The 21,634-nt window shown below is 35.2% G+C and carries 22 protein-coding genes; 2 read left to right on the top strand and 20 right to left on the bottom strand.

All coding sequences use genetic code 11. The annotated features are described in order from the left end of the window. A partial coding sequence (locus ACTTG8_RS07105; RefSeq protein ID WP_442561429.1) for a hypothetical protein occupies nucleotides 1-320 on the bottom strand: 320 nt, incomplete at its 3' end. A gap of 108 nt (nucleotides 321-428) precedes the next feature. On the opposite strand from ACTTG8_RS07105, the gene ACTTG8_RS07100 reads away from it, so the two are divergent. Further along, nucleotides 429-815, top strand: coding sequence for a hypothetical protein (locus tag ACTTG8_RS07100; RefSeq protein ID WP_442561428.1), 387 nt, complete (start codon nucleotides 429-431; stop codon nucleotides 813-815). Between the two features lie 7 nt (nucleotides 816-822). On the opposite strand, the gene ACTTG8_RS07095 is transcribed toward ACTTG8_RS07100, so the two are convergent. The 14 genes from ACTTG8_RS07095 to ACTTG8_RS07030 form a co-directional block, all read right to left on the bottom strand. Beyond that, nucleotides 823-1,461 carry an epoxyqueuosine reductase QueH gene (locus tag ACTTG8_RS07095; protein WP_442561427.1) on the bottom strand — a complete coding sequence of 213 codons (639 nt, stop codon included), beginning with the start codon at nucleotides 1,459-1,461 and terminating at the stop codon, nucleotides 823-825. 9 nt (nucleotides 1,462-1,470) lie between these two features. Continuing rightward, complete coding sequence (locus ACTTG8_RS07090) at nucleotides 1,471-3,180, bottom strand: M3 family oligoendopeptidase (RefSeq protein ID WP_442561426.1); 1,710 nt, start codon at nucleotides 3,178-3,180, stop codon at nucleotides 1,471-1,473. A 47-nt stretch (nucleotides 3,181-3,227) separates the two neighbouring features. Next, nucleotides 3,228-4,238, bottom strand: coding sequence for a tRNA (adenosine(37)-N6)-threonylcarbamoyltransferase complex transferase subunit TsaD (gene tsaD, locus ACTTG8_RS07085; protein ID WP_442561425.1), 1,011 nt, complete (start codon nucleotides 4,236-4,238; stop codon nucleotides 3,228-3,230). Between the two features lie 15 nt (nucleotides 4,239-4,253). Continuing rightward, entirely contained in the window at nucleotides 4,254-4,835 is a 582-nt protein-coding gene (locus tag ACTTG8_RS07080; protein ID WP_442561424.1) for a DUF6715 family protein, read from the bottom strand. 13 nt (nucleotides 4,836-4,848) lie between these two features. Continuing rightward, a complete protein-coding gene (locus ACTTG8_RS07075) occupies nucleotides 4,849-5,760 on the bottom strand; it encodes a ribonuclease Z (protein WP_442561423.1) in 912 nt (303 codons plus the stop codon). Continuing rightward, nucleotides 5,760-6,218, bottom strand: a complete 459-nt coding sequence (rimI, locus tag ACTTG8_RS07070; RefSeq protein WP_442561422.1) for a ribosomal protein S18-alanine N-acetyltransferase — start codon at nucleotides 6,216-6,218, stop codon at nucleotides 5,760-5,762. The genes ACTTG8_RS07075 and rimI overlap by 1 nt, the downstream gene beginning before the upstream one ends. Before the next feature lies 1 nt (nucleotide 6,219). Next, nucleotides 6,220-6,936, bottom strand: a complete 717-nt coding sequence (tsaB, locus tag ACTTG8_RS07065) for a tRNA (adenosine(37)-N6)-threonylcarbamoyltransferase complex dimerization subunit type 1 TsaB (RefSeq protein ID WP_442561421.1) — start codon at nucleotides 6,934-6,936, stop codon at nucleotides 6,220-6,222. After that, entirely contained in the window at nucleotides 6,936-7,358 is a 423-nt protein-coding gene (gene tsaE, locus ACTTG8_RS07060) for a tRNA (adenosine(37)-N6)-threonylcarbamoyltransferase complex ATPase subunit type 1 TsaE (protein WP_442561420.1), read from the bottom strand. Before tsaE ends, tsaB begins: the two co-directional genes overlap by 1 nt. A gap of 3 nt (nucleotides 7,359-7,361) precedes the next feature. Then, nucleotides 7,362-9,512 (bottom strand): Tex family protein, encoded by a 2,151-nt coding sequence (locus ACTTG8_RS07055; RefSeq protein WP_442561419.1) that lies wholly within the window; start codon nucleotides 9,510-9,512, stop codon nucleotides 7,362-7,364. A 30-nt stretch (nucleotides 9,513-9,542) separates the two neighbouring features. Beyond that, the gene (locus ACTTG8_RS07050) at nucleotides 9,543-10,862 is read right to left on the bottom strand and encodes an aspartate kinase (RefSeq protein ID WP_442561418.1); all 1,320 of its coding nucleotides are present in this window, start codon (nucleotides 10,860-10,862) and stop codon (nucleotides 9,543-9,545) included. A gap of 146 nt (nucleotides 10,863-11,008) precedes the next feature. Next, the gene (locus ACTTG8_RS07045) at nucleotides 11,009-12,214 is read right to left on the bottom strand and encodes a homoserine dehydrogenase (RefSeq protein ID WP_442561417.1); all 1,206 of its coding nucleotides are present in this window, start codon (nucleotides 12,212-12,214) and stop codon (nucleotides 11,009-11,011) included. A gap of 14 nt (nucleotides 12,215-12,228) precedes the next feature. After that, complete coding sequence (locus ACTTG8_RS07040; protein WP_442561430.1) at nucleotides 12,229-12,672, bottom strand: ACT domain-containing protein; 444 nt, start codon at nucleotides 12,670-12,672, stop codon at nucleotides 12,229-12,231. A 234-nt stretch (nucleotides 12,673-12,906) separates the two neighbouring features. Continuing rightward, nucleotides 12,907-14,023, bottom strand: a protein-coding gene (gene prfB / locus ACTTG8_RS07035) for a peptide chain release factor 2 (protein ID WP_442561416.1) whose coding sequence is annotated in 2 segments (ribosomal slippage) — nucleotides 12,907-13,947 and nucleotides 13,949-14,023 — 1,116 coding nt in all. Because the reading frame shifts where the segments join, the coding sequence is not laid out codon by codon here. 762 nt (nucleotides 14,024-14,785) lie between these two features. Then, on the bottom strand, nucleotides 14,786-15,868 hold the full coding sequence (locus ACTTG8_RS07030) for a leucine-rich repeat protein (RefSeq protein ID WP_442561415.1): 1,083 nt from the start codon (nucleotides 15,866-15,868) through the stop codon (nucleotides 14,786-14,788). A 169-nt stretch (nucleotides 15,869-16,037) separates the two neighbouring features. Between ACTTG8_RS07030 and holA the strand changes: the two genes are divergently transcribed. Continuing rightward, complete coding sequence (holA, locus tag ACTTG8_RS07025) at nucleotides 16,038-17,015, top strand: DNA polymerase III subunit delta (RefSeq protein ID WP_442561414.1); 978 nt, start codon at nucleotides 16,038-16,040, stop codon at nucleotides 17,013-17,015. Here the strand turns inward: holA and ACTTG8_RS07020 are convergent. Genes ACTTG8_RS07020 through ACTTG8_RS07000 form a run of 5 tightly spaced genes read right to left on the bottom strand, consistent with a single transcriptional unit; the run spans nucleotide 16,996 to nucleotide 21,474 of the window. Next, on the bottom strand, nucleotides 16,996-17,652 hold the full coding sequence (locus ACTTG8_RS07020; RefSeq protein WP_442561413.1) for a YoaK family protein: 657 nt from the start codon (nucleotides 17,650-17,652) through the stop codon (nucleotides 16,996-16,998). The genes holA and ACTTG8_RS07020 overlap by 20 nt on opposite strands. Nucleotides 17,653-17,667: 15 nt before the next feature. After that, on the bottom strand, nucleotides 17,668-19,161 hold the full coding sequence (locus ACTTG8_RS07015) for a transglutaminase domain-containing protein (RefSeq protein ID WP_442561412.1): 1,494 nt from the start codon (nucleotides 19,159-19,161) through the stop codon (nucleotides 17,668-17,670). A gap of 4 nt (nucleotides 19,162-19,165) precedes the next feature. Further along, on the bottom strand, nucleotides 19,166-19,918 hold the full coding sequence (dapB, locus tag ACTTG8_RS07010) for a 4-hydroxy-tetrahydrodipicolinate reductase (protein WP_442561411.1): 753 nt from the start codon (nucleotides 19,916-19,918) through the stop codon (nucleotides 19,166-19,168). A gap of 10 nt (nucleotides 19,919-19,928) precedes the next feature. Beyond that, on the bottom strand, nucleotides 19,929-20,474 hold the full coding sequence (locus ACTTG8_RS07005; protein ID WP_442561410.1) for a hypothetical protein: 546 nt from the start codon (nucleotides 20,472-20,474) through the stop codon (nucleotides 19,929-19,931). Further along, on the bottom strand, nucleotides 20,446-21,474 hold the full coding sequence (locus ACTTG8_RS07000; protein ID WP_442561409.1) for a biotin--[acetyl-CoA-carboxylase] ligase: 1,029 nt from the start codon (nucleotides 21,472-21,474) through the stop codon (nucleotides 20,446-20,448). The genes ACTTG8_RS07005 and ACTTG8_RS07000 overlap by 29 nt, the downstream gene beginning before the upstream one ends. Nucleotides 21,475-21,634 lie beyond the last annotated feature (160 nt).

Here is a 21,634-nt window from a genome sequence, read left to right as displayed (position 1 = left end):
TTCTCTCCTATACGGATAGTTTTCCCCTTTGAAAATTTTTGTGCAGGTTGAAAATCCTGATTATTCACATCTTCTGCTCTTGTGAAAACAGTTGTTTGTACCGCCCATCTGTCCTTATCGGATTTAGAATGCAAACTATAATTCCAATTATCTGTCAAAAAATCCTTATCCGGCACTTTTACTTTTACAATCTTATAGTCCTGAATTAAACTGGTATAACTATCAGATGTTTTTGCAAACACCGTCTGTGAAAGAAACAAACTTATAAACATTACTAATGCCAATAGTCCCATTCCTATTTTTTTAATCTTCTCTTGCATAAAACTTCTCCATTCTTCTGTACTTTTTATATTTACTTTATTTTAGCATTTATCTTTTCAAATATTTGTAGTATAGTAAGTATATATTTTTTAAGAAAGGTGTATTTTATGAAACATATAAATACCTCTCCTTTATATCAAAGCCTTAAGCTCACAAGAAATTTAATCAACTTAAGCTTTTTCATAATTTTCATTGTGCTCTTATTTTGGGGAAATCATAACCCTGCTGCCGCCTTCGCTATGATATTTTATAATGCCTTACACTGGTTGCTTTTATCAAACAAAAAAGAAAGGCAATTATCAGAATTAAGTATATTTAAGCTCACTTTTACAGCTGCAATTTTACTGCACTTAATACTCGGCTATGGATTTATTTATAGGCTACCTATTAAAATAAAGGAATTAAAAACTCTTCCTTTCATTTTAACTGCTGTTATTTTTTTATTTCGTTATACAAGTTATTTTTTCATTAAAATTAAAGACAATAAAAAATAACAGCTCTTCATTTTCTTCCTTCATTTCTCTTTTCAGCCTCGGCTTTAGAATATACACAACCGCAGTAGTCCTGCCTATAAAGGCCATACTCTTTTGATAATTGTACCGACCTATGGTATCCTCCCTTTTTCTTAAAATCTGAATAAAGATAAGGAATTTCATACTTTTCTCCAAATTTCTCACCAAGGCTATTCAACCAGTCTGCATTTTTATGCGGACTGATTGAGAGTGTAGTAGTAAAATAATCTGCATCATATTCTTTCGCAGCCCTTGCAGCCTCTTCCATACGAAGTTCATAACAGCGATAGCATCTTGCTCCACCCTCCGGCTGGTCTTCTCTGCCCTTTGCAATCTCATAAAACTTCTCAGGTTCATAAGTACCGCTTATCAATTTCACTTCATGTTCAAGCGGCATCTCTTTAATCAGTCTGGTAAGTTCTTTTATACGCATTTCATACTCTTCTTTAGTATCTATATTAGGATTATAAAAATATATTGTTATGTTAAAATATTTACTTAAGTATTCTAATGTGTAACTGCTGCAAGGAGCACAGCAAGCATGGAGAAAGAGAGCAGGAACTCTGCCCTCTTTTAGAAATTCTTCTATTTTTTCATCTAAAACTTTTTGATAATTGATTTTGTTCAACTTATTCTCCTACATCTTTTTCATCTGCTCTTCTAAAATTTCTTTAGCATAAGAGCAGGACTTTTCAACGGAACCAACTTCAAAAGGATTGGAAACATTGGCATATTTAAGTGTCTCAAGATATCTTAGACTTCCTCCAACCTTGCAGAGCTTAAGATAGTCTTCCCAAGCCTTCTCCTTATCTTCTGCATATTTCTTCTTAAACTCCATCGCTCCCATAGTTGTTAGGGTATAATTTATATAATACATAGGATCCTGGAAAATATGAAGTTTATGATACCAATAGCCTCCCCTATTCATAAATTCATCACTTTCATCATATTTTCTCCAAGGCATATATTTCTCTTCTAATTTATGCCATTCATAAGTTCTCTCTCTAGGAGTAAGCTCTGGTTTTGCATAGCAGATATGCTGAAATTCATCTACTGCAACCCCAAAAGGTACAAAGGTAATCGCCTCTTGCAAATGCTGGAAACGGTACTTATCTGCATCAGCTCCAAAAAATTTCTCTGCATAAGGGTAGGCAAACTGTTCCATACTCATAGAGTGTATTTCTGCTATGTCGGTAGACTCTGAATAATAAGATGAAATAGGCTGGTTACGCATTGCCATATATCCTGCAAAAGCATGACCCAATTCATGAGTGAGCACCATCATATCAAAAATAGTGCCGTTAAAACAAGAAAACACAAAAGGTGCTTTTATAGGTGAAAAACTTGTCATGTACCCTGTCGATGCCTTATTAGGCTTATTTTTAAGGTCAAGCAAATCATGTTCCACCATAAAGTCTATGAATTCAGCTGTTTCCGGACTCAAGTCATGATACATTTCTCTTGCCTTTTCTATCATAAAATCATCATCACCTGCCGGTACAGCATTTCCGTCTGCAAAAACCCTCTTCTCATCATAGCTGTAAACTGCATCAACACCTATTCTCTTGGCCTGCGCCTTATAAAGTTCCTTACAAAGTGGAACAAGGTAAGCCTCTACCTGTTTTCTAAAAGACTCAACTTCAGCCTGTCCATAATCCGTTCTTCCCTGTTTCATATATCCTAAAGGAATATAATTTTCAAAACCCAAGTTCCTTCCCATTTCATTTCTGATTTTAATTAGCTCCGACCATATTTCTTCAAGACGAGTTTCATTACTACGATAAAATTCAGAATATGCCCTAAATGCACTTTTTCTTACTTCTCTATCTTCATGCTCAAAATACTTCTGAATACCATAAAGATTTAATTCCTTACCATCAAAGTTTATTTTACATGACGCCATCATTTTCTGATATTCACTTGTAAGTTTTACTTCCTGCTGGATAAGGGGTATATTTTTCTCTGAAAAACTTTTTTTATTTAATTCCATAGACATAAAAAACTGTTTTCCAAATTTAGCCTCAAAATCCCCCTTGAATTTACTTTCCATTATTGCATTCTCAAATGCAACCGATAAAGGGCCAAAAGTAGGGAAGGTTTCGTCAAGCACTCTCTGCTCTTCTTCATAAAACTTATCTGAGGTATCCAAGGTGTGCCTTATATAGGATATTGTATACATCATTATAAGCTCAGCTAATTCTTTGTCAGCCTCCATATACACAGACAATGCTTCTGTAAAGCTGTCTGCTGCCTTCATTCTTTCTATGCTTGTCTCAAAACTTTTCTTAATCTTATCAAAATCAGGACGAACATATTCTAATTCACTAAATTTCCAATTTTCTTTCATATATCTGCCTTTCTAATAATTAAATACCATATCAGCTTGTGGGAAGATTATCTCTGCCCAAGTTTCAAGCTAGGTACTGCATTTAATGTTAAATCTGCCAACATTCCTTTTTTATAATCATAATACGCCGCAGCCCCTATCATTGCTGCATTATCTGTACAAAGAATAGGCGACGGATAAAACAACTCAAGTCCTCTTTTCTCACAAGCATTTTTCATTGCAGCTCTTAAAGCTGTATTTGATGCCACTCCCCCCGCCATTGCAATTTTATTAAAGTCTAATTGCCTTGCACCTTCAATAGTATGACTTACCAACACATCTACTACTGCTTCTTGAAAAGATGCTGCAACATCAGCTTTATTTATCTCTTCACCTTTCATTTCACAAGAATTTAAGTAGTTAAGCACCGATGATTTAACACCACTGAAACTAAAATCAAACGGATTGTCCACTACCTTGGCTCTAGGAAAACTGATTGCATTTTTATCACCTTCCTCAGATATTTTCTGAATCTTAGGGCCGCCGGGATAACCAAGTCCTATAGCTCTTGCCACCTTGTCAAAAGCCTCTCCCGCTGCATCATCTCTAGTCTTTCCTAAAACCTCATACTCACCGTAATCCTTAACAATAACAAGATTAGTATGCCCTCCGGACACAACAAGGCATAAGAACGGAGGCTCTAATTCTTTATTCTCAATATAATTTGCAGAAATATGCCCTTCTATGTGATGCACACCTATAAGTGGCTTATTATTTGCAAAAGCTATAGATTTAGCCACAGCAACTCCTACCAATAACGCCCCAACCAAACCGGGACCATAGGTTACTGCTATCGCATCTATTTCTTCCATACTAAGTTCTGCTTTTTTTAACGCCTCATCTACAACCTGAATTACTTTCTCAATATGCTTTCTGGAGGCAATTTCAGGCACTACCCCTCCATAAAGTTTGTGTATTTCTATCTGCGATGATATAATATTGGAAAGCACATCTCTACCATCTTTAACTACTGCCGCAGCAGTCTCATCGCATGACGATTCAATAGCCAATATATTCATTTTTATATCTTCTTTCTAGAATGTCCTTTTTGTTACTTCCCAAAAAAGAATCTTCCACTTTCCATCTTTATCTTCTCTTAGATAATACTTATGATTAGTTTTTTTGTGACCATTTCCCTCTTTTAAAAAAAATGACACTAAAAGATTACAAAACTTATACCCACCACGCTCTTCTGTTTCAGCTTCTGCAAGTTCCTGTAAGCCAATATTAATTATTGTAACCTTAGATTTCTTATAACCTTCAATTTCTTTCTTTAGCCTCGGTAAATATGTATCATAAGGATTTCTCTTCAACAATTCCTCATCAAAAAGCTTTTGATTCTGAGCTGCAAGAACCTTAATCTGATCATCATTTAGTTCCTCATTATAATAACACTTCATAAGTCTGTTATTAATTTTCAGAACTTCTCTTGCAGTACCTGGATAATTATTATCAAGGTCAAGTTCCATCAACTTTTCAACCTCTGTCTTACTCTTTCTTACTTCTCTATTCTTATCTCCTATGCTACGCACTAGGAAAAATCCACCTATAACGGCTGCTGCCAGAGCCACCATTACTACAATAACAACAATCGGATTTTGCGCTTTTTTATACATAAGCACCCCCTTATTAGTCTTCATCAAACATTAAATCTATGCTTTTTCCATCCTTACCAAGTTTAACTCCGCTAAATATCTCTTTTGCTTCCCTTATGTATTGTTCTGGATGTGCCATTGACGGACTATAATGAGTAAGCCACATTTTTCTTGGTACCGCTATCTTAGCCAGCTCACAAGCCTCATACATAGTCATATGTTTCTTATCTTTAGCCTTATAGTTCGATTCATGATCTCCATACATACCTTCACATATAAACAAATCAGCATCCTTAGCCTTTTCTGCAATTATAGGGATAGGCCTTGTATCTGTACAATATGTAACTTTAAGTCCCCTCCTTGCCTCACCCATAACCATCTCAGGGGTATAGGTCTTTCCATCAACTTCAACGATTTCACCCTTCTGCAGCCTATTCCAACATTTCAATGGAACATCATTTTCTTTCGCCTTATCCGGTAAAAACCTTCCTGCTCTATCAACCTTTATATTATAACCATAACAAATTACATTATGTTTAAGCTTAAATGCCTCTATATTTATTCCAAAAAACTCGAAACTTCCTCCATCGCCTTCTATTTCCACAAAATTTACCTGAAACGGAAGTTCCGGAGCAATTATACACAAAGATTTGACTACCCTTTCTATTCCCTTTGGCCCAATTATGGTAATAGGCTCAGTCCTTCCCGAATTGCCTATCGAGAGTAGCAATCCCGGAATTCCTGCAACATGGTCGCCATGAAAGTGTGTTATGCAAATAAGCCCTATTGGATTGACACTCCAACCTTTTTTCTTAACAGCAACCTGTGTTCCCTCTCCACAATCTATAAGCACACTATTGCCATTGTACCTTACCAGAAGTGAGGTTAAAAACCTGTTAGGAAGAGGCATCATCCCTCCTGTACCTAGCAAACATATATCAAGCATTATTCATCCTCTATTTCTAATGACATAAGTAAGGCATCTTCCTTCGGTTCATCATAGAACTTAGGTCTTATGCCATCTTCTTTAAATCCTAATTTTTTATACAAATTAATCGCAGTTTTGTTTCCATATCTTACTTCCAGTAAAAACTTTTTTCTACCATCTATTTTTCCGTATTCTATGAGTTTTTCTAAAAGCCTTTGCCCTATCCCCTTGCCTCTAGCTTCTTCTTTGACAGCAACATTATAAATTTCTGCCTCATCCAGTACACTCCAATAGCCACAATAGCCTAAAACTTTTCCACTACTTAGTGCACAAAAATAATGTCTATTCGGATTTTTAATACACTCAAAAAAAGCCTCTTTTGACCAAGGCCGGGAGAAAATTTTTCTTTCTATTTCGGCAACCTGAGAACAGTATTCATCACTAAACTCTACTATTTCTATTTTATCTATGTTCATCTTATTTATCAGCCTGCTCTTTTTCTCTTCTTTCTCTTTCTGCCTGTGAAAGCCTTAAGTATACAGGCTCATGGCTTTCTGCTGTTTCTATAATATCTCTATTATAGTACATTTTCCCTAAAACTGCTACACTTCCTGCTCTTTGTTTTGAAATATTTGCAGGAGCATAAAAATGCTTAAGTTTCAGCCTTTCTTCTATATTTTTCTTGTATACAGGCACTCCATCTCCAAGAAAGACAACACTTTGTCCTATAAATTCAACATTAAGCTCATCGATAAGTTCTTCAAGTGCCATCGCTCTCTGCACTTTGATTTCCCTGAATTCACTATCGGCAAATGTATATATCCCATTATATACCTGTTCTCTTCTTGCATCCATAATAGGACAGATAATACCATCAAAAAACTGTATATTGTAAGCTAAAGCTGCAAGAGTTGGTACGGGTATTATCGGTATGTTAAGGCTATAAGCCAATCCTTTAGCAGTAGCCGAACCTATTCTAAGTCCTGTAAACGATCCCGGCCCTGCTGCAACAGCGATAGCTCCAACCTCTTTTAAATCTGTTTCAGACATTTTAATAATTTCATCAAGCATCGGCATAAGCGTAGTAGAGTGTGTTTTTTTATTCTCCACAGTATACTCTGCAATAAGAATATCATCTTCAACTATTGCAACTGATGCAACTAAACCTGAACTGTCTATACCTATCAGCTTCATTATTTTACCATAACCCTTCTATAATCAAATCCTTTGCCCAAATCTTTCTCTATATTAATGTAAACTGCTGATGATGGGATAAGCTCTTCAATGCGTGAAGGCCATTCAATAAGGCATACGCCGTCACCATAAAAATAATCCTCATACCCTATTTCATCCATCTCAAAAACATCTCCTATTCGGTATGTATCAAAATGAAAAAGTGGCAACCTGCCCTCTCTGTATTCCTGAATTATAGTAAAAGTAGGGCTGTCTATATTTTCTTCTATACCCAGCCCTTTAGCAAAACCTTTTGTAAATACGGTTTTTCCAACTCCTAAATCTCCCTCAAGGCAGATAATATCTCCCTTACTTGCCTTTTCTCCAAATTTTTTGCCTATTTCATAGGTCATTTTTTCCGAAAAACTTTCATAAACTGTCATTTCTTAGCCCTTTGCCTGTTTAATACTTAAAGATATTCTTTTCTTTGGAATATCTACCCCAATAACCTTTACATCAACTATGTCACCAACACTGACAACTTCCAGCGGATGTTTAACAAATTTTTTATCTGATAATTCAGAGATATGAACAAGTCCATCCTGATGCACTCCTATATCCACAAAAGCACCAAAATCAATCACATTGCGTACTGTTCCCTTCATCACCATTCCTTCTTTAAGGTCTTTCATATCCATAACGTCTGTGCGAAGTATAGGTGCAGGAAGATCTGCTCTTGGATCTCTTCCCGGCTTTTCAAGCTCATTTATAATATCTTTAAGAGTCAGTTCTCCAACATCTACCTTTGCAGTTAAATCAGGGTGTTTCTTTATTTCAGCAGATATTCCTTTAATTCCTCCCTTAAGTTCCGATAAATCATAACCTAAGACCTTTAAAATTTCTTCCGCCACCTTGTAAGACTCAGGATGTACACTACTTGAATCAAGAGGATTTTCGCCATCCAGTATACGCATAAAACCTGCACACTGTAAAAATGCCTTAGGTCCAAGTTTAGCAACTTTTAAAAGCTCTTTTCTATTTTTAAATCTTCCATTTTCTTCTCTATATTTCACAATATTTTTGGCTATTGTTCCATTTATACCCGAAACATAGGAAAGAAGAGGTGCTGAGGCTGTATTTAGGTCTACTCCTACCTTATTTACACAATCCTCCACAACTCCGCCAAGCGCTTCTTCAAGCTTCTTTTTGTTCATATCATGCTGATACTGCCCTACACCTATAGCTTTTGGCTCTATCTTTACAAGCTCTGCTAGTGGATCTTGAAGTCTCCTTGCTATGGAAGTCGCACTTCTCTGTCCAACATCAAATTCCGGAAATTCTTCTGTAGCCAGCTTGCTTGCAGAATATACAGATGCTCCCGCCTCATTTACAATTACATAAGAAACAGGAATATGCAGTTCCTTAATCATATCCGATATTATCTTCTCTGACTCTCTGGAGGCAGTACCATTTCCTACAGAAATCAGTGAAATTCCATATTTTTTAACTAAATCTGCTACTATTTTCTTAGTTTCAGCTACCTTATTTTGTGGTTCTGTAGGGTAAACCACTGTTGTATAAAGCACCTTTCCGGTTTCATCAATAACAGCTAGTTTACAGCCTGTTCTAAAAGCAGGATCCCAGCCAAGTACTCTTTTTCCCAAAATAGGTGGTTGCATAAGCAACTGTGTAAGGTTCTTTCCAAATACCTTAATCGCACCATCTTCTGCTGTATCTGTAAGTTCTGCCCTTATTTCATTTTCTATAGACGGAGCAATCAATCTTGTGTAGGCATCAATTACTGTTTCTTTAAGCACTTCTAATGTATTCTTATTATCGCTGATTATAACTTTTCTACATAAGTAGTCTAATATTTCATCTACCGGAGCTTCTATCTTTACTGTTAAAACCTTTTCAGTTTCTCCACGATTAATTGCAAGTATTCTATAACCTGTAATCTTTTTTACCGGCTCACTAAAACTATAATAAGTTTCGTAAACGGATTCCGTTTCTTTATCTTTTGCTTCTGAAACCACATTTCCCTTTTCAAAGGTAATGTTTCTAATAAATTTTCTATAATCTGCGTTGTCCGATACTTCTTCTGCGATAATGTCCATTGCTCCCTTGATTGCAGAACTAGCATCTAAAATTCCTTTTTCCTCATTTATATAAGAAAGAGCCTCTTCCTCCAACAGTTTTTCTGTCTGCTGAAGTAAAATTATGGATGCCAATCCTGAAAGTCCAGCCTCTTTTGCAATAGTAGCCCTAGTTCTCCTTTTTTGCTTATAAGGTCTGTACAAATCCTCAACAGAAACCAGAGTCTCTGCTGCCTCTATCGCAGACTTTAATTCTTCAGTGAGTTTTCCCTGCTCATCTATAAGTCCTATAACCTGAGTCTTTCTATCTTCAAGATTATTCAGATATCTAAGCCTTTCATCCAAATTACGCAGCACCTCATCGTTCAGTGCCCCATGCTGTTCTTTTCTATATCTTGCTATAAAAGGAATGGTATTCCCCTCATCTATAAGTTTTATTACTGCATTTACCTGTTCTACCTTAATCCCCAGCTCTTCTGCAATCTTTTTTGCTATATCCATTGTATTAACCTCTAAAATCTTTACTTCAAATTATAACTGAACTTCAACAAATATGTCATAAATAGCCTTGATTGCAAGTTCAAAATCATCATTATCTACACCAATTATAATATTTAACTCACTAGATCCCTGATCAATCATCCTCACATTAATTCTTGCATGAGCAAGTGCCGCAAATATTCTTCCTGCTGTACCTCTTACCGACTTCATTCCTCTACCAACTACAGCAACAAGAGCTATACCCGACTCTATTTCTATTGAATCCGGTTCTGCAAGTTTATGAATTGCCGAAACTACAAGCTGTTCCTTTGGCTCAAAAGCTTTCTGCTCTACGAAAAGTGTCATTGTATCTATTCCGGATGGCATATGTTCAAAAGAAATATTATTTTCTTCAAATGCTTGAAGTACCTTTCTCCCAAACCCCACCTCAACATTCATCATATCCTTGTCGATGTTGATAGCAGAGAATCCTTTTCTACCTGCAATACCTGTAATAATATATTTAGACTTCTGCCCTGTACTTTCAACTATCCAGCTCCCCGGCTCTTCAGGTGCATTAGTATTTTTTATATTTACAGGAATTCCTGCTATTCTTACCGGAAATATAGAATCTTCATGTAAGACTGATGCCCCCATATAAGATAGCTCTCTTAACTCTTTATAAGTAATTATATCTATCGGCTTAGGATCATAAATAATTCTTGGGTCTGCCACTAAAAATCCGGATACATCTGTCCAGTTTTCATAAACATCAGCTTTTACAGCCCTAGCTACAATAGCCCCTGTTATGTCCGAGCCTCCTCTTGAAAAAGTCTTGATTGTTCCATCAGGCAATGCCCCATAAAATCCCGGTATTACCGCATATTCAATATTTTTTAACTTCTCTCCCAGAATTTCATTTGTCTTTTCAGAATCAAAAATACCATCCTTATTAAAGAATAATACTGTTGCAGCATCAATGAAAGTAAAACCTAGGTATTTAGACATGATGATTCCATTTAAATACTCACCTCTTGATGCAGCATAGTCCTTTCCGGCCTTTTCTTTAAGATTCTTTTCTATTACAGCAAATTCTTCTTCAAGTGAAAGATCAATACCAAGTCCTTCTATAATCTCATTATATCTGGATTTAATATCTGTAAATTCCTCCGAAAAATCTTCATTATTTGCAGACTTTTCCTGACATTTATATAATAAATCTGTTACTTTTATATCTGCATTAAATCTTTTGCCCGGTGCAGAAGGTATTGCATATCTGCGTTCATTTTCTAACTTTATAATATCTCCAACCTTCTTAAACTGTTCCGCATTTGCAAGCGAACTTCCTCCAAATTTAACTACTTTCAACAATTACTTTTCCTCCAAATCATCTCAAATCTAAATAAAATCTAATTCAATAATTAATTATATAGAAAAATTTACTTTTAAAAAGTAAAATATCTGCAAATACCATACCTTATAGCCTAACTCTTAATGATGATATTTGCAAGATGTTTTTAAAAATTTACTATTATTCTATTAATTACATTCAGTCCCTTTACTACATCATCAAATTCATTCTCACTCATAGGTGCTGTAATAAAGGCAAATTCTCCCTTCACTTTTTCAGTCTTTACTTCTTCACACTCTGAAAAACTATTTTTTGCATCCTGCTTATCACTTTCAGGAACTCTTACAAAAAATCTCTGCTTATACTGCCTTATGTCACCAAGCTTAAGTTTGTCTTCTTCCCAAATTGTAGTTATGTGCCTATCCTTATTCTTAACTGCATCTACTATATCTGCTACAACAGCACTTGCTGTAGGCAGCTTTCCTGCTCCTCTTCCATAGAACATAACATCATCAACCATATTTCCTTTTATAAAAATAGCATTGAACACATCATGTACACTATAAAGAGGCTGCTCTCTACCTATAAGTGCAGGCGCTACTCTTGCATACACTGATCCATCTTCTATCTTGCTTTCCCCTATCAGTTTTATTGAGGCATCCAAAGCCTTTGCATAATCCATGTCTTCCTTAGTTATCTTTGTAATCCCCTCTGTCTGTATATCATTATAATCTACCTGCTTACCATAGGCAAGAGAAGTAAGTATAGCTATTTTTCTGCAAGTATCAAAGCCTTCTACATCTGCTGTAGGATTTTTCTCTGCATAACCCATGTCCTGTGCCTCTTTCAAAACAGTAGCATAATCTGAGCCTTCCCTACTCATCTTAGTAAGAATAAAGTTTGTAGTTCCATTAAGTATTCCTTTTATCTCTACAACTTTCTCGGCTGTAAGTGCATGATTTAAAGGTCTGATTACCGGTATTCCTCCTCCTACACTCGCTTCAAAAAGAAAATTCACATTATGCTGTTTTGCAAGCTTAATAAGCCCTGCTCCATATGTTGCCACAAGCTCTTTATTAGAAGTACAGACACTTTTACCTGCCTCAATAGATGCCTTTACAAAATCATAAGCTGGTTTAGTTCCACCCATTGTTTCAACAACTACCGATATTTCACTGTCCTTTAATATATCATTAAAATCATGTGTTATAAGTTTTTCCGCCTTATCACCAGGAAACTCTCTTAAATCGCATATTCTCTTTACCTGTATTTCCTCTCCCGATTTCTCTGCAATACTCTCTTTATTTACATCCAGTACCTCAAAAACTCCCGATCCAACTGTACCATACCCTATTATTCCTACTTTAACCATTTATCACCTCTAATTTATTCTCTTGCTAGTATTTTCATCCTTCTAATACCTTCGATTGCTTCTATACTCGATACCATTTCTGTTACATCTGTAAATCCATCCGACACCTGAAGGCTTAATGACAGCGATGCCAACCCGTTCACAGGTATACTTTGGTGAATGGTTAGGATATTTACTCCATGAAGTGCAACCTCTTTAAGTACCTCTGATAGTAAACCTTGCCTATCTTCCATCTCAAGTAAAAATGAAATTGTCTTTCCTCTTGCATCTTCATAAAAAAAATTAATCTCATCTTTGTACTTATAGAATGAACTTCTGCTTATGCCTACCGCCTCAGCCGCCTCACCAACTGTTGTTACCTTTTTAGTATCAAGCAATTTTTTCGCCTCAACAACTTGCAAAAGAACCTCCGGTAAGGCTCTTTCCGAAACAACATATAACTTATCTTTTTTCATTATTCTACCCATCTCTTACTAGTTATATCTGTAAATTTTTGCTTTTTGTATGCCCTTAGTGGGCATTTGTTCGTAATAGAAAGAATAATACCATGACAGCAGATTAATTTCAAGTGGTAAAGATTATAGTTTTATAGTGTATTTTTTGTATTTAATTATAAAATATAACAACATATTACTAGTCCTATTCAACAAAAAAGTCAGCATAGGAATACCTCCCATACTGACTTTTTATAATTAGTCTTCTTTTTTAATACTCTTCCACTTTAAATATGCATTTATAAAAGGATCGAAATTTCCATCAAGCACTGTCTGTGCATTTCCAATTTCTACATTCGTCCTATGATCTTTTACCATAGTATAAGGCTGCAAAACATAGGAGCGTATCTGACTGCCCCATGCAATATCTTTCTGCTCTCCTCTGATTCCGGCTTCCTTTGCTTCATTTTCCTGCTGTTTTAGCATATAGAGTTTTGCCTTAAGCATCTGCATAGCCTTCGCCTTATTTTGAAACTGAGAACGTTCGTTCTGACAGCTTACAACTATTCCTGAAGGAAAGTGCGTAATTCTAATAGCAGAAGATGTTTTATTGATATGCTGACCTCCCGCACCACTTGAGCGAAATGTATCTATTCTTATATCATCATCTTTAATCTCAATATCTATATCCTCTTCTATATCAGGCATTACATCACAAGATACAAATGAAGTTTGTCTCTTGCCTGCAGCATTAAACGGAGAAATTCGAACCAAACGATGTACTCCATGCTCACTTTTTAAATAACCATAAGCATTAGTACCTGTTATCTCTATTGTACAGGACTTTACTCCAGCCTCTTCTCCTGCAAGATAATCAATAACCTCTGTCTTAAATCCCTTTCTTTCTGCCCATCTGGTATAGGCTCTCATAAGGATACTTGTCCAGTCACAAGCTTCTGTACCACCTGCACCTGCGTGTAAGGTAATAATAGCATTATCTTTATCATAAGCTCCGCTAAGCAGAGTGGAAATTCTAAGAGTATCAAATTCAGTCTTAAATCTTTCTAGCTCATCTTCTATTTCTGAAATCATAGAAGAATCATTTTCTTCCTCTGCCATTTCTATAAGCGCACCTATATCATCATATAAAGTCTGTAATTCATCAAAGCCCTCTATACCATTTTTAAGTCCCGATATTTCTGCCATAGTAGCATTTGCCTTATCTGAATCATCCCAAAATCCCGGCTCTGATATAAGCCTGTTCAACTCTTCAAGCCTCATTTTTTTGCTTGTTAAGTCAAAGTGAATCCCTCACTTCGACTAATGGCTCTGCATAAGAGTTTAATGTAACTTTAAACTGGTCTAACTCTACCACTATCTCACCACCTTTTATTTTAGATTTTATTCCAATTGTTTTACGAGTGATAATTATAGCACAGAGGGGTGGGAGTTGGCAAGGATGAAGAATTTTGTTAAAATTAAGCAGAATATGGAATAAGAAATTAATTATTCCTATTCCACATTTTACTATATCAAATTTTTCAACAAAAATTTTCTAACTTTTAGTTTTTAGAGCTATGTTTTAATGAAAATAAAATAATTGCATCAGCTACCGCTAATATTGAAAGTGGCAAAGCTTTAGCCATTATATACTCTGCAATAAAAGTTGAAAATAAGCATAAATTTATAATATTTATTGCAATCAGTACAAAAATAATTAAACAGAGACATTTACTGAAAACAATTACCTTTTCATTCATCTTCTCATAAAACATATTTTAGGTGTCCTCCGAATAACATTTAATTTCTGGAACATCTATGTCCACATAATATTCTTTTGTCCATAAAACACCATCCCAGTTGCTTTTATGTTCCTGCACTACTTTTACTGCATGTCGATGTGCCCCTTTACAATAATAATAGTCTCTACTTCTTGATTTACTTCCAGGCTCAGGACCAGCTAAAACTATTTTTTCAGAAAAACTTTTAGTACCTGAAATCCTTATATTAAAGGAATTAAAAACATATGCTTTAGCCGCACTTGAAATATCTCCATCCTATTTACCTAAATTTTATCAGAGTAAAAATAAAACTACTATACCAAAAGCGGATCTTTTTAGCTCCGATTCTATATTTATTATTTTGTTTTAGCTTTAACTACTTTACTATATTTCCCAAATACTTTTTTGCCTTTAACTTTATTATAAGCTCTTACTTTTATATAGTAAGTTTTACCTTTTTCAAGTCCCTTTATAATACTGCTGTTATTTACTGATGTTATCTTTCCAGGCTCAAGCATGGCTGAATTAGATGCATATACTATTTCATATCCTTTCGCCCCTTTAACCTTGGCAAAACTTACCTGAATACTCTTATTTAAAGCTTTTACCTTTACCTTAGCTACCTTGATAAGCTTAGAATTTTTATCATTCTTATCTTTAAAATAATTAATTATAAGATTATTATTTTTTGCAAACTCATCAGCAGATGAACCCTTATAAGCAGTAATTTCTGAACCAGCAGCAAAAGCATTTTCTGCAATAATCACATTGGTTGAAAAGATTTTAGCTTTTACAGATGGAAATGCATCTTTTTTTATACTCCCTACCCTATCACCTATACTAACTTCGGAAACTCCACTTTCCATAAAGGCACCTTGACCAACTGATTGAACTCCTGATGGTATAGAAACACTTTTTAATTCTGTACAGTGGGCAAAAGCAAAATCATCTATTTCAGTAATATTCTTGCCAATAGTACATTTTTCAATTCCAGATTCGTAAAATGCCTTAACACCAATTTTATTCACTGAGGCAGGAATTTTAATCTTTTTTAAAGCTTTTGTCATTTTAAAAGCGTAAGACTCAATACTTGTTACTGTATTAGGTATGGATACACTCTGTACACTTTCAAGCTGATGAAAAGCCTTTCTCCCTATTGATGTTACACCCTTTTTTATAACTATCTTATAAATGCTGCTTTTTTTATTATCAAACCACTTATTATAATATTCTGAAGCGTCATCTTCATCATTCCACATATCACCTGTACCTGATATGGTCAATATTCCTATTTTATCTAATGTAGCTGTTACATTATCCCCAACTTTTAGTGGCTCGTCCTCTCTGATATCCGCCTTAACATTTGCAGTAATTAACATAGTTGATGCAAGCGCAAAGGCACAGATCCCCAGCCCTAACTTCGTTACTTTTTTAAGCATAATCTTTCCCTCCAAATAATTTATATTACAATTAATTATGTAATTCGTAATAAATTTTATCAGAAATATACTTCACATTCAAGTCTAAACCGAATATTGTTTTACTCTTGCTTTTACCTCCCTTTAACCCTATACTTATATCACAAAGTTAAAATTAAAGGAGCTTTTTATGTCACTTTCCACACTTGATGATCATATAAAAAAACATTCTTTCAAACGCTGTTATCTGCTTTACGGCGCTGAGCCTTACATGATTAGGTACTATAAAAACGCCTTGAAAACAGCCATTCTTGGCTCTGGCGATGCTATAAACCTAAGCACATTTTCCGGAAAAATAACTGATATAAGCAGTGTTATAGCTGCTATGCAAACTCTTCCTTTTTTTTCAGAATACAGATGCATTGTCATTGAAAACTCCGGACTTTTCTCAGCTGCAAACGAACTTTCATCATATATAGATAAGATACCTGAAACCACAGTAATAATATTTGCAGAAACAGAAGTTGATAAACGAACCAAATTGTATAAAGCCATAACAAAAATCGGGCAGGTTGAAGAATTTAAAATTCAAAATGAAAATGAATTGTCAAAAGCAATTATAAATAAACTTGCATCAAATAACATATCAATAAGTCCTGAACTTGCAAAATATTTTGTAATTCGCATAGGAATGTCTATGGACGAGCTTTTTAGCGAATCCAATAAACTGATTGCCTATGTTTACGAAAAAAAAGTGGCGACTAAGGAAGATATTGATTATGTCTGTCCAAGACAACTTTCTGATAAGATATTTGACTTAATGGATTTTATAGGTAAAAAAGAGCGTGAAAATGCCATGGCTCTTTATTTGGATTTAATAAGTTTACAAGAGTCTCCCATTAAAATCTTATCCTTAATAAATACACACTTTTACCGTCTTCACTGCATTAAACAGTGGATTGATGAGGGAAGAAAAGGAGAAATAGCTAAGCCTCTTAAAATAAATCCTTATTATATGCCAAAATACATAGAGCAAACTCAAAATTTTTCTACGGAAAAACTTAAAGAGGCTGTAAATCAATGCCTCTTTACAGATAATGCTATAAAAACCGGAGAAATGAATGAAGAGATAGCCGTAGAACTTCTTATCATAAGATGCTCTGCTTAACTTTTCTATTTATAGAGATTAACCAGGCTACTACAATGATGATAATCCCAAAAAGGCTTGCCTTTATACCAAATTCAGTACAAAGCACTATGGAAATAGCTACTCCTATATGAAAGAAGATGAGAGATACAAGATAAAACCTGCCTTTTTCTCTCTCTTCTTCTTGCTTAGTTAAATAATAATAAATATATCCTAATACCATCTGCTTTAGGTTATTGGTCGAAAATATAGTGGAACAGTTATACTTTTTAGTACCTGCAAAAGTAAACCACTGTACTGATGAAACGAAGAAAATCGGCCATAAAGCTATAACTATATATACTTCTTTTGGAATAAAGGCAAGCATTATAAATCCTAAGATTAAAATTAAAAAAGTATAGTATTTTAATACAATTACCCCAAGCCTATGTTTAATTACAGCTCCTGATATATTTCCCAAAATAAACAGCATAAGGGCTATAAGCCTTAAACTTACCTCTTTATAATCTCGTCCAAAAATATTTAATATGATTTCTATAAGATTACCTGTCTGAGCAGAGCCAAAGTTACCAGCTCTGCTAAACAAGGCATATCCGCCCATAAACCCACCTGAAATACACATTATGTGATGTAATACTTCTTCCCTTTTCTCTGTCATATTTTCCATCTAAATTCAATCTTCTTTCGCTTTATGCATTGCCCTATCCGGGTAAGCATTTTTTTCAAAATTATAATAATCCTTATGCATAGGATTGGCTTTTCCGTAGTCCTTACTGAATTCAGCAAGCTCCAAATCACCAATCATAAAAGCTCTAAAAGAACCTGCTCCTGCCAAAGGACAGGTGTCAAAATGATACCATTTATCCTTGTATTTGATTAAATTCCAAAAATGGTCGCTACTTCCGCCATCTCTTGTTACCATAATATTTTCAAACCCTGCTCCTGATATAAGAGCCTCGGATACTGCATAGTATGTAAAACAATCACCTGTACGAGTTCTAAAACCATTATATGCTGCCTCAATAGAATTACTTTTATCAGAATAACCTGTATAATTAATTTTTGTGTGGCAAAATTCAAATATCTTATCCAGCTTTTCTAACTCTGTCATATCTTTTTTAGTTATCTCTTCTAAAGTATCTTTCACATATTTTGCTACTTCAGCCACATGACTTTTATCAGACTTTCTTACTATTACCTCTGCTCCTTTTTCAGCCTTATTCCCAGCCTTATCTTCTGACCTGTAAAACACCTTATAAATCCCCTCTTTTTTAGGGTTTACACCGGACGCATCTACCATAAGTGCTGTGCCTCCAGGCTGATTATCTGTAACACTCACCCCTTCTCTATAAGAAAAAGGACTTCCTATGTACATCGTAAGATTTCGTACACCTTTAATTATAGGCGGCTTTGTATCCTCTACTTCTAACTTAAGATCTATATTTTTTTTATTCTTCTTAACTACGGCTACTAGCGGAACCTTATATTTACCTGTCTTTTTTAAAGCCTTCTTTATGTTAAATTTTTCACGATATTCTAACTTAAGCCCTGTCTGCTCTGTTGTTAAAAATTTGCTTGCTGATAAGTCCTTTGTGCCTAACTCTATTTTCAGTTTTCTTTTTACATCCAACACATAAAGCAGGGTAGTCTCTTCTGATTTATTGCCACCCAAGTCCGTAGCAATCAGTTTTATTTTATAAACTCCGGACTTCCCCTTATATTCTGATAGTCCCTCCGCTTTTAGCTTGGTATTTGTGGCATCTTCTATCCTATCCACGAAGTCCTCTTTTTTACATTTTTCACCTGTAGCTATTACCACTTCCTTAGTCAGAATAACAGGAGATTCTGTATCTTCAACAGTAAGTAATGTAGTATTTATCTTTCCATTTACCAAAAACTGTACTGAATACTCCCCAGGCTTATCAAATGGTATATCACTCAAAGAAGTTACCATCTTACAATTTATCAACGGTATGTGGTAATTAAGTAAGGCCTCATAAATCTGTGGATTTTTATAAAAATCTGTCTGCTTTAGCTCATTATCTCCTGCTTCTACTGTAATTCTAGATTTTAGAGGTGTATTTATAAATAAAGAAAATCCGCCTAAAAACATAAGAATTACAAGACTTATAACTGAAATAATCAAGGTTTTTTTTAATTTACTCATAATTTTAGCCAATTACATCAGACATATTGTACTTTCCTGCACCCTTGCCCTTAAGAAACTTCGCTGCACTCATAGCTCCCTTTGCAAAGATGGCTCTTGAGTACGCAGTATGCTTAATTTCAATAACTTCGTCAGTACCTGCAAAAATCACTTCATGCTCACCAACTATGGTACCACCTCTGACTGCTGAAATACCTATTTCTTCCCTATCTCTCTTCTTTCTTACTTCTGTCCTGTTTAAATTATAGGAAATCTCATCAAGTTCATCTCTCATAACATCTGCAAGAGCAAGTGCAGTTCCACTTGGTGCATCTAATTTCTGATTATGATGTTTCTCTACTATTTCTATGTCAAAACCATTGCCATAAAGAGTTTTTGTAACATTTTTAAGAAGTTTAAGCAGCACATTTATACCAAGTGACATATTGGCAGAAACAAGCACTGCCGACTCACTGGCAAGTTTCTCCACCCTTTCAAGCTGACTTTCAGAAAGTCCTGTAGAACAAAGCACAAGAGGAGTATGCGTTTTTTCACAATAATTAAGAAGTCCATCTATTGCAGCTGCCGTAGAAAAGTCTATAATTACATCAGCCTCATCCTTAAACTCCTCAAAACTCTTATATACAGGATATTCATTTTTAACTTCACCTGATGGCTCTATTCCGGCTACTACCATCATTCCCTCATCCAAAGCTATAAGTCCCGATAACATCTGTCCCATTCTGCCATTACATCCATGTAATACAACCTTTACCATAACCTTCTCCTTATCCTCTATATTCAATAGAAACTATCTTATCATCTTCAAAAATTATACTTAATTCCATCCTGCCTTTTTTATAGATATATTCATTTTCTTTTTTCTTCTTTTTTCCATACAGATTTTCGGCATCCTTTCTAGTCTGCCCGATATAAAGTCCCTCTTTTGTCTGCACGCTATCATCCGTAAGCAATATTGATGCTAGTTTAAATGCCCCGTTTTCACTATCCCCATGCGCTGTAAGAGTAAATCCACTATATGTATAAATCTTATCTTCACCTTGCATAGCACAGCTTGGCACTGTAAAAGAATCTGCATCCGATTCAAGCCTATTTACTTTTTCCGTAGGATCTTCCCCTATAAAAAATTCTGTATCCTTTATTTTAAATGAATAACCCTTATCCATATTCTTCTCTACAACAGATGTTATATTAGTTGCAACCGTATTTTTTCCAGACTTGCACCCCATAGCTAAGGGTACTATTCCTACACAGAGCAAAAACATTGATAAACATTTGACAATCTTAAAACCTCGGCATATTTCTTTTTTCACTTCCAGCCTCCCTTACACTTACTTCACCGGTAAATAATGCTTCTATTTTACCATCTTCATATTTTACCAGTAATCTTGCCTCATCGTCAACTCCCAGAACCCTTGCCTTCTTAGAGCCCTCCGGTGTAATCACAAAAATTTCCTTATTTAATAAGGTCTGATACTTTTTATAACTTTCCATAAAACTATGTTCTGGTAGTTTTTCATAATATTTAAAATAATTTTTTACTATAGCTGCCGTTAGTTTACTCATAACTCCCTTTGGCGGCTCGTCATCATCATACACAAAACCTGCAATCTCCCTAAGTTCCTCCGGAAAATTCTCCTCTAAAGGTTTCGTAATATTTATCCCAATTCCAACCACAGCATAAGAAAGTCTGCCGTTTTCTACATCCGTAACTGCCTCAGTAAGTATTCCACATATTTTTTTACTACCCAGATAAACATCATTTACCCACTTTACACCCGTATCCTTACCTGTCACCTCTCTGACAGCTTCAACCACTGCTACTGCTGCTATTGTAGTAAGCAGCATAGCCTCTCTAAAATCCATATTCGGTCTTAGCAACATACTTAAATATATTCCATTTTTAGGTGAAAAAAAGTTCCGTCCCAGCCTTCCTCTGCCGGCAGTCTGCCTCTTAGCTATCAAAACTCTTCCTTCATCTACTCCCTCTGCAGCAATGTCCTTCAATAAAGCATTAGTAGATGTAACCTCATCCCTTACCTCAGCCTCAATCTTAATCTTCCCCTTATAACCATTTTCCTCATCAATCAATTCGTCCATAACACTCTTTGTAGAAAACACATCTCCACTATCCATTAATTCATACCCCTTGTTACTCACCGAACTTATCTCATATCCCTCTTCCTTAAGAGCCTTGATATGTTTCCATACTGCCGCCCTGCTAATCCCCAAAACTTTCGCAAGCCTTTCCCCCGAAATAGCCTTCCCCCTATTCTCCTCAAGCAAACCTAAAATCTTATCCGCAGTTTTCATAACAAACTCCACCTTACTTCCATCTTATTCACAATATATGAAAATCCTACTTTCTCTCTCTTCCATCAATAAGCAAGCCTTTACTTCGTCCACTCTAACATAAGTTAAATTCACTTAACTATTATACACCAAACAGCCCCGTTTGTAAGCGTGCTCGGAA

The organism is Catonella sp. (assembly GCF_052173895.1).
Taxonomy (GTDB): domain Bacteria; phylum Bacillota; class Clostridia; order Lachnospirales; family Lachnospiraceae; genus Catonella.
This window is presented reverse-complemented; position numbering and strand designations above follow the sequence as displayed.

Excerpts from the sequence above, each read along its gene's own strand:
- ACTTG8_RS07045 (WP_442561417.1), bottom strand. The coding sequence starts at position 12,214 with ATGGTTAAAGTAGGAATAATAGGGTATGGTACAGTTGGATCGGGAGTT.
- ACTTG8_RS07080 (WP_442561424.1), bottom strand. The coding sequence starts at position 4,835 with ATGTATAAAAAAGCGCAAAATCCGATTGTTGTTATTGTAGTAATGGTG.
- ACTTG8_RS07100 (WP_442561428.1), top strand. The coding sequence starts at position 429 with ATGAAACATATAAATACCTCTCCTTTATATCAAAGCCTTAAGCTCACA.
- dapB (WP_442561411.1), bottom strand. The coding sequence starts at position 19,918 with ATGGTAAAGGTTGTATTACATGGATGTAATGGCAGAATGGGACAGATG.
- holA (WP_442561414.1), top strand. The coding sequence starts at position 16,038 with ATGTCACTTTCCACACTTGATGATCATATAAAAAAACATTCTTTCAAA.
- ACTTG8_RS07030 (WP_442561415.1), bottom strand. The coding sequence starts at position 15,868 with ATGCTTAAAAAAGTAACGAAGTTAGGGCTGGGGATCTGTGCCTTTGCG.
- ACTTG8_RS07075 (WP_442561423.1), bottom strand. The coding sequence starts at position 5,760 with ATGCTTGATATATGTTTGCTAGGTACAGGAGGGATGATGCCTCTTCCT.
- tsaE (WP_442561420.1), bottom strand. The coding sequence starts at position 7,358 with ATGACAGTTTATGAAAGTTTTTCGGAAAAAATGACCTATGAAATAGGC.
- ACTTG8_RS07000 (WP_442561409.1), bottom strand. The coding sequence starts at position 21,474 with ATGAAAACTGCGGATAAGATTTTAGGTTTGCTTGAGGAGAATAGGGGG.
- ACTTG8_RS07020 (WP_442561413.1), bottom strand. The coding sequence starts at position 17,652 with ATGACAGAGAAAAGGGAAGAAGTATTACATCACATAATGTGTATTTCA.
- tsaB (WP_442561421.1), bottom strand. The coding sequence starts at position 6,936 with ATGAAGCTGATAGGTATAGACAGTTCAGGTTTAGTTGCATCAGTTGCA.
- tsaD (WP_442561425.1), bottom strand. The coding sequence starts at position 4,238 with ATGAATATATTGGCTATTGAATCGTCATGCGATGAGACTGCTGCGGCA.
- ACTTG8_RS07055 (WP_442561419.1), bottom strand. The coding sequence starts at position 9,512 with ATGGATATAGCAAAAAAGATTGCAGAAGAGCTGGGGATTAAGGTAGAA.
- ACTTG8_RS07090 (WP_442561426.1), bottom strand. The coding sequence starts at position 3,180 with ATGAAAGAAAATTGGAAATTTAGTGAATTAGAATATGTTCGTCCTGAT.
- ACTTG8_RS07015 (WP_442561412.1), bottom strand. The coding sequence starts at position 19,161 with ATGAGTAAATTAAAAAAAACCTTGATTATTTCAGTTATAAGTCTTGTA.
- rimI (WP_442561422.1), bottom strand. The coding sequence starts at position 6,218 with ATGAACATAGATAAAATAGAAATAGTAGAGTTTAGTGATGAATACTGT.